General features: G+C 58.0%; 11 protein-coding genes. 9 read left to right on the top strand and 2 right to left on the bottom strand.

Going from position 1 to position 12,830, the window contains the following annotated elements:
* Positions 1-256: 256 nt before the first annotated feature.
* The 7 genes from rpsF to trxA all read left to right on the top strand — a co-directional run bounded on the left by rpsF (position 257) and on the right by trxA (position 6,913).
* Positions 257-544 (top strand): 30S ribosomal protein S6, encoded by a 288-nt coding sequence (gene rpsF, locus HMPREF2787_RS03660; protein WP_005511978.1) that lies wholly within the window; start codon positions 257-259, stop codon positions 542-544.
* Between the two features lie 121 nt (positions 545-665).
* A complete protein-coding gene (locus HMPREF2787_RS03655; RefSeq protein WP_005511984.1) occupies positions 666-1,232 on the top strand; it encodes a single-stranded DNA-binding protein in 567 nt (188 codons plus the stop codon).
* 100 nt (positions 1,233-1,332) lie between these two features.
* Positions 1,333-1,785 carry a 50S ribosomal protein L9 gene (rplI, locus tag HMPREF2787_RS03650; protein WP_005511982.1) on the top strand — a complete coding sequence of 151 codons (453 nt, stop codon included), beginning with the start codon at positions 1,333-1,335 and terminating at the stop codon, positions 1,783-1,785.
* A 735-nt stretch (positions 1,786-2,520) separates the two neighbouring features.
* Complete coding sequence (dnaB, locus tag HMPREF2787_RS03645) at positions 2,521-4,113, top strand: replicative DNA helicase (protein ID WP_049170075.1); 1,593 nt, start codon at positions 2,521-2,523, stop codon at positions 4,111-4,113.
* A 142-nt stretch (positions 4,114-4,255) separates the two neighbouring features.
* Complete coding sequence (locus HMPREF2787_RS03640) at positions 4,256-5,452, top strand: acyltransferase family protein (protein WP_069358888.1); 1,197 nt, start codon at positions 4,256-4,258, stop codon at positions 5,450-5,452.
* An 89-nt stretch (positions 5,453-5,541) separates the two neighbouring features.
* Entirely contained in the window at positions 5,542-6,390 is an 849-nt protein-coding gene (locus HMPREF2787_RS03635; RefSeq protein ID WP_016421701.1) for a fumarylacetoacetate hydrolase family protein, read from the top strand.
* A 142-nt stretch (positions 6,391-6,532) separates the two neighbouring features.
* Positions 6,533-6,913 carry a thioredoxin gene (gene trxA / locus HMPREF2787_RS03630; RefSeq protein ID WP_016421700.1) on the top strand — a complete coding sequence of 127 codons (381 nt, stop codon included), beginning with the start codon at positions 6,533-6,535 and terminating at the stop codon, positions 6,911-6,913.
* Between the two features lie 105 nt (positions 6,914-7,018).
* Here the strand turns inward: trxA and HMPREF2787_RS03625 are convergent, their stop codons facing one another.
* On the bottom strand, positions 7,019-8,320 hold the full coding sequence (locus tag HMPREF2787_RS03625; RefSeq protein WP_070858423.1) for a serine hydrolase: 1,302 nt from the start codon (positions 8,318-8,320) through the stop codon (positions 7,019-7,021).
* 161 nt (positions 8,321-8,481) lie between these two features.
* Between HMPREF2787_RS03625 and HMPREF2787_RS03620 the strand changes: the two genes are divergently transcribed.
* Positions 8,482-9,327: a PspA/IM30 family protein gene (locus HMPREF2787_RS03620; RefSeq protein ID WP_070858422.1), complete on the top strand. Its 846-nt coding sequence runs from the start codon at positions 8,482-8,484 to the stop codon at positions 9,325-9,327.
* Positions 9,328-9,508: 181 nt separating this feature from the next.
* Here the strand turns inward: HMPREF2787_RS03620 and HMPREF2787_RS03615 are convergent, their stop codons facing one another.
* Complete coding sequence (locus HMPREF2787_RS03615) at positions 9,509-11,077, bottom strand: NYN domain-containing protein (RefSeq protein ID WP_070858421.1); 1,569 nt, start codon at positions 11,075-11,077, stop codon at positions 9,509-9,511.
* A 261-nt stretch (positions 11,078-11,338) separates the two neighbouring features.
* On the opposite strand from HMPREF2787_RS03615, the gene HMPREF2787_RS03610 reads away from it, so the two are divergent.
* Positions 11,339-12,616 carry an MFS transporter gene (locus HMPREF2787_RS03610; RefSeq protein ID WP_048732259.1) on the top strand — a complete coding sequence of 426 codons (1,278 nt, stop codon included), beginning with the start codon at positions 11,339-11,341 and terminating at the stop codon, positions 12,614-12,616.
* Positions 12,617-12,830 lie beyond the last annotated feature (214 nt).

The following is a 12,830-nucleotide window of genomic DNA, read 5'->3' as shown; positions in this document are numbered from 1 at the left end:
TTAAACCAGTCCAACTTTCGGGGGCCAGTTCACTCTGTGTGCGTCTCTTTCTATTCGGCGCCCTGACACCGCTTGCCAGTACTGCTTGCCGATGGCGCCTGCGATTAGGACATATACCTCTGCCTGCGGTACCCTGGCAGGGTTGCTTGACGCAACGATCCTCCTGCTGCATAGCGGTTGGCATGAAAGACAGTGCCAGCGCACCACGCTGTGTAGCCGAAATACAAGAACTAGACCATAGGAGGTGATGAGGTCCGTGCGTCACTACGAAGTAATGATTATTATCGATCCGTCTCAGGATGAGCGCACCGTAGGCCCGTCCCTGGAGAAGTACCTCGACGTTGTCCGCAAGGAGAACGGCAAGGTGGAGAAGGTGGACATCTGGGGTAAGCGCCACCTCGCCTACCCGATCGAGAAGAAGGAAGACGGCATCTACGTTGTCGTCGACCTCACCTGCGAGTCCGCAACCGTGCTGGAACTCGACCGTCGTCTGAATCTGAACGACAGCATCCTGCGCACCAAGGTGCTGCGGGTTGATCGTTAATCTGCGTCATATTTGCGTAACCAGAGTGCTCGAATGGGACACACCGGTAATGCGAAAGTCGTAGGATAGCGGGCGAAAGCCCCATCATCAGCTCGACAGAATACAACCGAGGAGAAGAAGCATGGCTCAGGGAGACGTACAAATCACGGTGGTTGGCAACTTGGTTGCTGACCCGGAGCTTAAGTACACCCAGAATGGCACCGCCGTGGCGAATTTCCGCGTTGCGTCGACTCCGCGGGTGTACCGAGATGGCCAGTGGGTTGACGGCGAGGGCATGTTCCTCACTTGCAGCCTGTGGCGTGAGGCAGCGGAGAACGCTGTCGAAAGTCTCTCCAAGGGCATGCGCGTCATCGTCCAGGGTCGTCTGCGCCAGCGCAGCTACGAGACCCGCGAGGGCGAGCGTCGTACCGTCTTTGAGGTTGAGGTCGATGAGGTGGGTCCGTCCCTGAAGTTCGCTCGAGCACAGGTCACGCGCACTCCACGCAACGGCGGTGGAAACTTTGGCGGCGGCAACCGCGGCCAGGGTGGAAATGCCGGCGGTGGTTTCGGCGGTGGCTTTGGTGGAAACCAGGGCAACCAGGGTGGACAGAGCGATCGCGGTTTTGGTGGCGGAGCTCCTGCGGAAGATCCGTGGAACTCAGCTCCTCCGGCCGGTGGCGGCTTCGGCGGCGATGAGCCTCCGTTCTAAGCTCCTTCCAGCCACGGCACTACGTGACTAGTTTGCAGCAGATTTAGCATCCACAATTCTCATAATCTTTTAAAGACATATCCAGCGAAAGGCAGGGATCATGAAGCTGATCCTCACCGCCGACGTTGACAAGCTCGGTGTCGCAGGCGACATCGTTGAGGTCAAGGCCGGCTATGGACGTAACTACCTGCTTCCTCGCGGACTGGCAATTGTTGCCACCCGCGGCGCAGAAAAGCAGATCGAGGGCATTCGTCGTGCCCAGGAGGCTCGCGCTATCCGCGACCTCGACCATGCACGTGAAGTCAAGCAGAAGATTGATTCGCTCGACAACGTCTCCGTTGCTGTGAAGGCTTCGGAAAATGGCAAGCTGTTCGGTTCTGTTACCAAGGGTGACATCGCCGATGCAGTTCGTAAGGCTTCCGGTCAGGCTATCGACAAGCGCGCAGTCGTGCTTGCTCCGAGCCAGATCAAGTCCCTTGGTAAGCACACCGTTGACATCGCGCTGCACCCGCAGATTACCGCGCATGTTTCCGTACAGGTCGTCGCCGCGTAAGTTCGCGGTTTAGAGTTTTTACTTTGACGGCGGCTGACGAGCACCGCGTTTAAAGACTGCGCGGGCTCTGAGGCCCAATGACAACAGCACACGTGAAGCTCTGATCTTTCGTAGTGAAAGGTCGGGGCTTTTCGTGGTTTAAGGCTGGTTTAAAGCCTTTTACGCAGGTGCTGGAAAGAGCATCTACGACTTGTCCACAGGCTAACGATGATTGCTGTGGATAAACCTGTGGGTAACTTGCCTGGCTGCCGTGGATAACTCTTCTGGAGTGCACGAGATTTTTATTAATTCATCGTTAATAATCTCCGCATGAGCAGCATCGATGCTAAAGGGGTACCAGAGGATTACATTTGTGCAGGATTAAGGCAAATACGCACTGACCTGCGTAGATAGAATATTTTCAGGTTGAAACTTCGCCACCCCCGTTAACATTCAAGCGACGGTTTAGGGTTACGGACCGTTCACCTGGACTTTTCTTGATTGTGCACATGTTCTCCCCAGGCTTATCCACAGGTACTGTGGATAACTTCGGGGATAAACACCGTAGAAGATTGTTTTCCGGGGCCTTCAAGGGTACTTTTACAGGTCCGTCAATCCGCTCGAACAGGTATAACTGCGGTAGGTAGTCAGGTGTCCAGTGCTGGCGGTCGGAACAGACATATTGAGTGTGACGGTCAGTCAGCAACAGGGTTGAAAAGGCACCTAAGTGGTCCAGAAGGGGAGGAGCTGCTCACGATGAGTCAGCCTGTAGGTGATGGTGGTCATTCCGGAGCAGGGGACGAGGCGTCGTCCTACTCGGTAAATTCCCACGATGATTCCTTCGATGACGTTCCGCTGCCTCCGGAACCGCCGGTAGAGGATGCGCCACCGGAGGAGTATTCCTTCTCGCAGAGCTCGGGCAACGGATCGTCGGCAAGCGGATCTGGGGCGCGGGACTGGGAGCGAGACCGTGGTCGTGGCGCTCGTGCGAGTGCCGTCGCGGGCGCGACTTTTGAGCGCACCCCGCCGCACAATATCGAGGCGGAGCAGAGTGTGCTCGGCGCGATGCTGCTGAACTCAGAGGTCGTCGCGGATGTGTACGAGCAGCTGACGCCGGAGGATTTCTACCGGCCAGCGCACCAGACGATTTACTCGGCGATTTTGCACCTCTACGGTGAGTCCTCGGAAATTGACCCCATTTTGCTGGCAGGTCGTCTGGATCGAACTGGAGACCTGGAGCGTATCGGTGGTCCGCTGTACCTGCACACCTTGGCCTCCCTGGTGCCAACGGCGGCGAATGCGCAGTTCTATGCCCGCATTGTTGCGGAGAAGGCGACAATCCGTCGCCTGGTCGAGGCCGGCACGAAAATCGCCCAGATTGGCTATGCGGGCGCGGAGGACACGGAGCCGGAGCAGCTGGTGGATGAGGCGCAGCAGCTCATCTTCAGCGTTGGACGTGAGAACACGAAGAATGACTACGTTCCCATCGCCGATGTCCTGGATGACACGCTGGAGGAACTGGATCTTATTACCCAAAACGGCGGTCTGGCGCAGGGTGTGCCGACGGGGATTACCAACCTGGACAAGCTGACAAATGGCCTTCACCCAGGTCAGATGGTGATTATTGCGGCTCGTCCGGGTGTGGGGAAGTCCACGCTTGCAATGGACTTCATGCGTTCGGCATCGATTCGCAACGGCATGACCAGCGCAATTTTCTCGTTGGAAATGTCGCGCAACGAAATCATGATGCGCATCATGTCCGCAGAGGCGAAGATCAACATGGCATCTTTGCGCTCCGGTGACCTGGATGAGCGGGACTGGACAAAGCTGGTCGAGGTCGGCGACAAGATTCGTGATGCTCCGCTGTTTATTGATGACTCGCCGAACCTGACCATGATGGAGATTCGCGCGAAGGCACGTCAGCTGAAGCAGAAGCACGATCTGAAGATGATCGTGGTCGACTACCTGCAGCTGATGAGCTCGGGTAAAAAAGTCGAGTCCAGGCAGCAAGAGGTCTCGGAGTTCTCCCGTCAGCTCAAGTTGTTGGCGAAGGAGCTCGAGGTACCGCTGATTGCAATTTCGCAGCTGAACCGTGGTCCGGAAGCTCGCACAGATAAGAAGCCACAGGTCTCGGACCTGCGTGAGTCGGGTTCGCTGGAGCAGGATGCCGATATCGTCATGCTGATTTACCGGCCGGACTCGCAGGAGGCTGACCATGAACGTGCTGGTGAGGCGGATATTATCGTCGCAAAGCACCGTGGTGGACCGACCGGAAGCATTGCTGTGGCCCACCAGCTGCATTACTCCAGGTTCGCCAACCTGGCGGAGGAGCCCAGCGGTTCTCTCTAGGTGCCTGGCCTAGCCACCCAGAATTAGTGCAATCCGGGTGGCTAGGTAAGGTGAGTGACAGTCAATGGGGCGAGTTTTCGTGCGTTGATGGTTTTGAAGGTTTTGAGGGTTACGCGTAGTCGTCGGGAAGCGGGGAAGCACTATGTCACCAACTGCCGCTCCCGTGGCAGCGGAGGCCAAAGCGAAAAGGCAGAAGAGTGCGCCGAAACAGCGCGTCGGTTGGGTAGATGCGGCTAAGGGGCTGTGCATTCTTTTAGTTGTGCTTGGCCATGCCATCACAGAGCTGCAAGCGCACGGTTACTACACGGCGCAGTGGGCGGGGATTAACTTCTTCCTCGGACCAATCCGTATGCCGCTGTTTTTCCTGTTATCTGGTCTGTTCGCCGGTAAGGCACTCAAGGAGTCGTGGCATAAGCTGGCCAATCGCCGAATCTGGGTGATGGTTTATCTCTACGTGATTTGGGTGCCACTGCGTGACTTCGTGCTTTTCCTCATGCCATATACGCACGTGGATGCCGATGGCATAGTGTCTCCACCGCCGATCACGGACCACAGCGCGTGGGGGCCGCGAATTTACAACACGCTTCACGCGATCATCGAACCAACTTCCTACCTGTGGTTCCTGTGGGCGCTGGCGCTGTTTGCAATTCTCACACGAGCATTTCGCTGGGTACATCCGGTGATTCAGCTCATCGTTACAGGCCTCATTAGTGCATGGGCACCTTTTGCCTCGTCCAGCTGGTCGTGGGACTTCGTCAGCAAAATGCTGTTCTTCTACGTGCTGGGCATGTACGGTGCGCCCTGGATTTTCCGGATGGCACAGCGTCGCAGCGGCCTCTCACTGCTAGTGACACTGACGGCGTTCCTGTCGGTGGCAATCTGGGTGCAGGCGACCTACTCGAGCTTTAACGAAGGCAACGTCGGCTTCACCCGCGTGTACCTGTCCACCACTGGCGCACTGGCTGCAATCAATGTCATGGCGATGCTGCAGAACACTCGCCTAGTTGTGCCTTTTGAAAAGGTTGGCGGCCGAACGCTGCCTATCTTCCTCATGCACATTCCAATGTTGGTTGTGGTCATGATTATTTGTGACCTCATCCTGCCGAAGGACCCACACTTGGTCATCATGACGCCGCTGGTGACTATCATTGCGGCGATGCTGTGTCTTGGTCTGCACAGGTTGCTGCTTGCCATCGGTGCCGGGTGGCTCTTTGTCCGTCCTGCGTGGGTAGTGCGCATGACTACGCCGGGACAGCGTGCCCTTCAGCGCAGCCAGAATCCTTCTTCCTTGCCTGAAGGCGAGGCTCCGCGTCAGCCGAAGAGCGAACCTGCTTCCTAATTCAGCTCAACAAGGCGGTAGCGTGGAACCGAGAGCCGATTAGGCGGCAGAAGTGACACAGAGAATAGCCATGAAGAAATGAGAAAGCCATGCGTCTAGCAACGTTGCGATACCAGGGTGCAACCCGCGCCGCTGTTCTCGGCGACGGGGTAGCGGTCCTTTTTGATGACCACTGTCTCGGAGATGTGTTAGCGCGGCCAACGTGGCGTCGTGAAGCGGAAGAACTCTTGGCGGAGGCGGGGAACAACCCTGACAACGTCATGGCGGAGAGCGCGTGGGCGTTCGCACCGCTGATTACGCGACCGGGCAAGATTGTCTGCGTCGGCCTGAACTATGCCGCGCACATCGATGAGATGGGACACCAGCGCCCCGAGGTGCCGACGTTATTCGCGAAGTTTGCCGATGCCGTCGCTGGCGCGAAGGATGACATCCGAGTGCCGGAGGCCTGCGCGGAGAAGCTCGATTACGAAGGCGAGCTCGCGGTTATCGTCGGCGAGACCTGCCTGCGGGTGTCGGAGGAGCAGGCACAGGACGCTATCGCTGGGTACGCGATTATGAATGATTTCACCCAGCGCGATTTCCAGTATGCCACCGCGCAGTGGCTACAGGGGAAGACGTTGCAGCGCGCCAGTGCTTTCGGGCCGTGGATGCTCACGGCCGATGCTTTCGATGCGGACTCCGCGCGGGTGCGCACATACGTCGACGGAGAGCTGCGCCAGGATGCACCGATTGCGGACCTTGTTTTCTCCCCGGCGAAGTTGATCGCCTACATCTCACAGTTCGTGCAGCTGAACCCGGGCGATGTCATCTCCACGGGAACGCCGGCGGGTGTTGGCCACGGCATGAGCCCGCAGACCTACCTTCAGGATGGCCAGGAAATGGTCATCACCATCGATGGCCTGGGTAAACAGGCCAACACTGTCCGCATCAACCACTAGCACGCGCCGCTTTACGACGTTCCCGCGAACCCGGCGGGAATGAATCGACCCCCGCGTGCGTTGTGGGAGACTAACGGGTAAAAACCTACGTAAAGAACGTGAAGTTAGAACACGACGTTAAAGAGTAAGAGGAGTTAGACCCATGGCAACTGTTGATATTACGAACGAGACTTTCGCTGAGACTATTCAGAACAACGACATCGTGCTCGTTGATGCCTGGGCATCCTGGTGCGGTCCGTGCCGCCAGTTCGCCCCGATTTATGAGAAGGCTTCCGAGAAGCACTCAGAGGTAGTGTTCGCAAAGCTGGATACCGATGCCAACCAGGAGGTTTCGGCAGCCCTGGGCATTCAGTCGATTCCGACGCTGTTTGTTTTCCGCGAGGGAATCCTGCTGTTCCAGCACTCTGGTGTGCTGCCGGAGGCCGCCCTGAGCGATCTGGTTGGCCAGGCTTCGGAGCTGAACATGGATGATGTCCGTGCGCAAATTGCCGAGCAGGCCGCACAGGATAGCGCTACCGAGTAAACTCTGCGGTTCAGCCCGCATACTGTGCGTTTTCCGACTTGGAGCACTTCCGCGTAAGCCCCCGCGCCTGAACTAGCCCTCAAGCGCGCGGGGGGCTTTTTGTATCTAGTCCGCGCGCTGGCCACGAATGAGCCAGCCAATACCAAAGCCAGCGAGTGCTGCTACTAGCGCCCACAGGGCTGGAGCGACTTTGTTTGAGTCCTCCTCAATCGACAGTGGTGCGCTGGTGCGGGCGTGCTTTGTCTCCTTCTCACCTGTTGGCAGAACCTGCCCGTCTGGGAACACGTGCTTGACAGCTTCGGTGAGTTCGTTGGCGGTCAGGTTTTTGCCCAGAACCGCGATAGCGTAACGGTCATCGTCGCCAAGGAATCCGGCAGTGGTGTGCTGCTCTTCGTACCAACCGGACTTGTTGGCAATCGTTTCCTTCGGTAGCGCTGCACGCAGACCGAAGTTCTGGTCTGCATCGCCGTAGGAGTAGCGCGGCAGTGAGTACATCAGCTGACGCATGTATTTGGTCTCCGTGTCGCTCAGCCCGCCTTCTTCGCTCAGCATCCGGTCAAAGTAGGCAACCATGTCGGCTGGCGTACTGGTGGTAGCTCCCCACATAGGTGAGCCGACAGTCTTATCCGACAGGCCGTAGCGCTGCCGGACATTGTCAACGATGCGTACACCGCCGTAGGAATCCCACAGCTCGTCAGTTGCTTCGTTGTTGGAGTATCGAATCATGTCGTCGCGCAGCATGGCGTCGGGGTTGCCCTCAACCGGCATATCGCCCTGGCCAGCGACGATCTCGCCCTTCTTCGGCTGCGTGTAGTTGGAATAGGCCACAACGTCGGCGACGAATACCTTCATCAGGCTGGCGAGGCGAAAAACATCATCACAGTGTGAGTTGCAGATGAACTCACCGGTCTGGCGATCCAGAATGCCCATGCCGAGCATGCCGCCCTTGGCGTCGAACTTCCCGGTCACTTCGTCGAGACGAGTTTGCACGCCAAGGCCCCACTGGGTCTTCGCCCCTGGCACAAGTGGGGGAAACTCCTTCGGCTCACTTTTCACAGTGCTTTCCGACGGCTCCGTCGAGGACGTTTCCGATGTCGGTGAAGAGGTTTTCTCGGTCGACTTCTCAGCCGACTGTTCCGCCGACTTCTCTGCGGTTCGCCCTGTGCTCTTCTCAGGAGCCTTTTCAGCTGGCTTTTCGGTGGTCTTCTTCGTTTTTGCGTCGGAGGGCTTAGTCGGCTCTGTTGAGGATGGAGCTGCGACGACTACCTGTGAAAATGCGCCGGTAGCGGTGGAGTCAGCAGTTGCGGTGACTGTCGCGTTAGCCAGCGGCGCAGTTGCTGACAGAGTAATTACCGCGGCGAGACTCGCGGCAAGTCCGCGGTACGCGCGTTGAGGGCAATGAACCATGTTTAGAGAGTTTACAACTCTGGGTGAGTCTTGCTTGTCGGTAACCAGCTCTTTCCGTTTGCCGAGAGAGAGCGAGCTAGCTCACGTACAATTTTTTAAGAGATGGAATCTTCTCGGTTCCGATTAGTTATTCCGCATATGTTGAGGAAGGTTGGATTTGCATGGCTAATCCATTTGCCAAGGGCTGGAAGTACATGATGTCTTCGTTCGATAAGAAGATCGAGGACAATGCGGATCCTAAGGTTCAGATTGCACAGGCAGCTGAGGCCGAGCGTCAGCGCCATCAGGAGATTCAGCGTCAGGCTGCGGCTATCATCGGCAACCGCAATCAGCTGGAAATGCAGCTGGGGCGGTTGACCTCTGAGCGTGACAAGATTACCGAGAACACCCGGCAGGCACTCGCCAATGCGGATCAAGCTCGTGCCAAGGGCGATGAGGCCACTGCACAGAAGATGGAAAGCACTGCTGAGGTGTTTGCCACTCAGCTGGTGAATGTTGAAAAGGAGCTGGAAAATACTACGCAGCTCCACCAGCAGGCCGTATCTGCTGCTGAGGAGGCACAGCGTCAGGCGCAGCAGTCGCAGGCTCGCTACGAGCAGATTAAGCAGGATATCCGCAAGCTGGAGTCGCAGGCCGATCAGGCCAAGATGCAAGAGACCGCGTCGAAGACTCTCCAGAGCATGCAGGGTATTTCCGAGGATCCGAATGTGCCGACTTTGGATTCGGTCCGTGAGAAGATTGAAGGCCGCTACGCTAATGCGTTGGGCGCTCAGGAGCTCGCGGAATCCTCACAGGCAGGTCGCATGGCTGAGATCGAGACTTCGACTCGCGATGCCGCTGCTGACATGCGTCTGGCCGAAATTCGTGCCCAGATGAGTAATGAAAACGCTGCTCTCGAATCCGGTTCTGCCGCGAAGGATAACGCCGGCGAGCTGGAGGCCGCCGAGGCCGCCGAGGCTGTCGAGGCCGTTGAGGACACCACAACGGACGCAGACGAAGCGAAGTAGCGTTCACCAGTTTCCAACAATCGCCAACAAGAAAGTGTCGGGGTTTATGTCAGTTTGAGCGGGAAAAACCACCCTAAACTGACATAAACCCCGACACTTTCTCGCACCGGCAGCGCCAGCAGCGACAGTAGCGCCAGCAGTGCTGAAGCCACCGAAACTGCTGAATCCGTGAGGCGCGCTATTACTCCAATTCGCCGTTCTTCCGCGCGAGCAGCACTCCGCGGATACCGGCGTGGAAACCATCGCGCAGATTGACGCGCTGCGTCTCCGTCAGCGTGTATTCGTGCAGGGTTTCGCACGCAAACTGCAGCAGCGGACGATCAATGTCCGGTGGCAGCCCACCACCAGAGAGCAAGTGGGCACTATCGCGCGCCTGCTCGTTCGCAATATTCTCGTACCACCAGTTCGCGTACTGCTGTCCCACATCGAACGGCGTCTGAAAACCCGCGGATGCCCACACCTCGTTCGGCAGGGGCACGTATCGACTACGCAGCTTCCTCCTTGGCGCCATCATCGAAGGATTCGGCCGCGGGCTTGGTTTCGGCGTACTCGTGTTGGCACCGTCTTCGCTTGTCGACGACTCCGTCGCCGACTCCCCACTGCCGGTTGCAGTCGACGACGCGGAATCGGAGGCAGACGCGCCTGCATGCTCGGCTCCGGTGTTGTTCGCAGTGTCGTTACCAGCCCCACTGCCAGTGTTGACTGTCGCGCCGGGCATGGCCGCTGGAGAAGGCTGTGCTGGCTGCGTTGGCTGCGTTGGTGAGGCAGCCGAAACGCCCGAAGCAGCGGAATCCACCCGTGTAGCTTCCGAACCGCCGGTGCGCTCTACCTCAGCGCGGTGCTCAGCCTGCGCCGGGATTTCCCGGGCACCCATCTTGGCCGCGTGCTCGACCTCGTTGAACTTCGGCGAGTCGGCCTTGGCCGTCGGCGTGGCTGCGGCATTGTCTTCGCTGCGACAGTCGGAGTCGCTGTCAGCCGTGGGGGATGGCACAACGCGCTGGTCCTGCGGAACCTCCGGAGTTCCGGCCTCCGGCGAAGCAGCGTCACCGTCGGCGGCGGAGGGAGTGTTCTCCGTGCCGTCGTCAAGCGAGCCCTCGCCCGGAGGAGTGATGCGCGTATCCGGCACGCAGGTAGCGCCGAGATCTTCGATTGGTTCGGCATCGCCCAGCGGCTTATTCGTGCGGACGACCGGTGGGATTGGGCCTTCGAGGACATTGAGCTGCATGGCGTCGGCGAAGTCCTCGCGGGGATCGAGGATTGTCGTCGAATCGCAGGCATGGCGAAGTGCACCGGACATGGAGTCCCAGCCGAAGCCGTAGAGATGCACGCGCACACCGGCAGCCGAAGCCTCAGCGACGCCGGGCAGCATGTCCGCATCGCCCGAGACCAGCACGATATCGGAAACTTGGTTGCGCAGGCCGGCGACAACCATGTCTGCGACGAGTCGAGTATCGACGGCCTTCTGCGTCCGTCGGTCACCCCATTCAATGAGCTGACCTGCGCGTAGCTGCACACCATCGATTGTGCGCAGTGAGCGCTGGTAACGATGCGGCCCCGACTCCGGGATGCCGTCGTACCAAAGTTGCCGCTGAACTGGCTGGTTCAGCTGCTGGTTAATCATTCGGTCAAGGACACTAACTACTTCTCTAAGGTCGATTTCTAATTGCCCGCGGGCTCCGGTTTCCCACGAGTTGTAAAAGCTCGCCAATAAATATGACGTATCGACGAACACCAATGTGCGTTCAAGCATGGCTCCTAATTCCTGATTCTTTATTAACTAAATAAGCAAACCGGTTACATCGACAAGGATGCCCGAATAATTCATTCTATGCGCTAAACATGTTTAACTTCAGGGACTATTCTTAATAAGCCGCATCACTTTGACCGCTCTTCGCGGGTTGGCAGGAGTGCGAGTCGACGAGAAGGCACCGATCAATTTAGGTATTGACGTGCAAAGAAATCGCCCCGCGAAGAGTACGACCACACAGGAGAAGGGGAGTTACAAACAGGTATGAGACGCTGGTTCGGCCTATTGGTTCTCATTACTGTGTTGGGACAAGCGGTTTTCAACGGCGGTCGCGTGCTGCTTTCTTGGCGAGTCCTCGATTTTGGCGGTTCCGCCGCCACCGTCGGCTGGTTCACTGCCGCATTTTCACTTGTACCTCTTATTATTGCGCTTCCCGCCGGCAAGCTTGTCGACAGTCATCGCGCCACCGAAGTCATGTACTCCGGTCTCGTCGCCACCGTCATCGCGGCAGCAGTAATGGCGCTCTCGCCGAACCTACCTATTCTTCTGCTCGGCTACGTGGCCCTGGGTTTTGCCCACATGACCACGCTCATCGCCGCTCAAGGCATGGTTTCGCACCTGCGTGGCGGCGTCGCCGGGCTCGATAGCCTCTTTGCTTATTTCACGCTCGGAATTTCCGTCGGGCAGTTCCTCGGCATTGTCGGTGCAGGTCTGCTCACTCCCAACCACGACGGCAGCGCCATGACCGCCACCACTTCTGCGCTCTGGGCGATGACGGGAATCGGCGCGGTCGCCCTGGTCATCGGCTGGCCGGTCGCAACTGCTTATCGACGGCACGAAGCGAATGCAGCCGCCGAAGTGCAAGCTGCTAGCTCAACTGAGCAATCCCCGGCGTCGACTGTTAGCGACCGCAGCCGGATGGACAAGAGGCGGCCGGCGCAGGCCGAAGCCAGCGGCGCATCGGTCCTAAGCATCCTGCGTATCGACGGCATGTCCAGCGCCATGGCTGTATCAATTGCGGTCATCGTAGCCATTGACCTGTTGACGGCATATGTGCCGGTGCTGGGACGCGAACTGGGCTTTAGTGTTGCCGAGGTGACGGCAATCCTTGGTGCGCGTAGTGGCCTCGCGATTATTTCCCGAGCCCTCATGCCGACTGTTTTGAACCGAGCTAATCGCAATCGAGTCCTTATCATTGCAGTTTGTGCCGGTGTCCTGCCGCTTTTGGCAATGCCGTGGCTACAGAGTGCGTGGCTGATGGTTGTCGCGGTTGGTATCTGTGGCTTGGCGTGGGGTTTTGTCATGCCCATGTCAATGACGTGGGTGAGCTCCCTGGTGGATGCCGAGGTGCGCGCTCAGGCGCTATCCATCCGACTGATGGGTAACCGCTTGGCGCAGGTCATCCTGCCGCCGGTTGCTGGTTTGGGTGCTACCGCGATGGGTGCAGGCAGCGTGTTTCTGGGTGCGGGTGCGCTGATGGGGGTCGCGTCTGCCACTGCTTGGCGACGACTCGCAGGTGACAAGGCGGCTCTGACTAAGTAATTGGTCGATTGCTGAGTTGCTGAAAAGTAGCGCCCGAGCCGTAGGAAGGCTCAAATCTGGCGTACAGAGTTAACTAAAGTGATTCGTTTTCCAGGTTCTACCAGCGGATTCGCTTAAATAGGGGCATGTGTGTAATGTATCTGGAGGTCAGCGTGGCCAGGCAGTTTATGTGTTTGGTTGGTTGATGTGGGGGAAATGTTTTCGTGCGGTTAGC

Source organism: Corynebacterium sp. HMSC061H03 (assembly GCF_001838215.1).
GTDB lineage: Bacteria > Actinomycetota > Actinomycetes > Mycobacteriales > Mycobacteriaceae > Corynebacterium > Corynebacterium jeikeium_D.
Note: the sequence above shows the minus strand (reverse complement) of the source record. Positions and strands in the feature narration are given on the sequence as shown.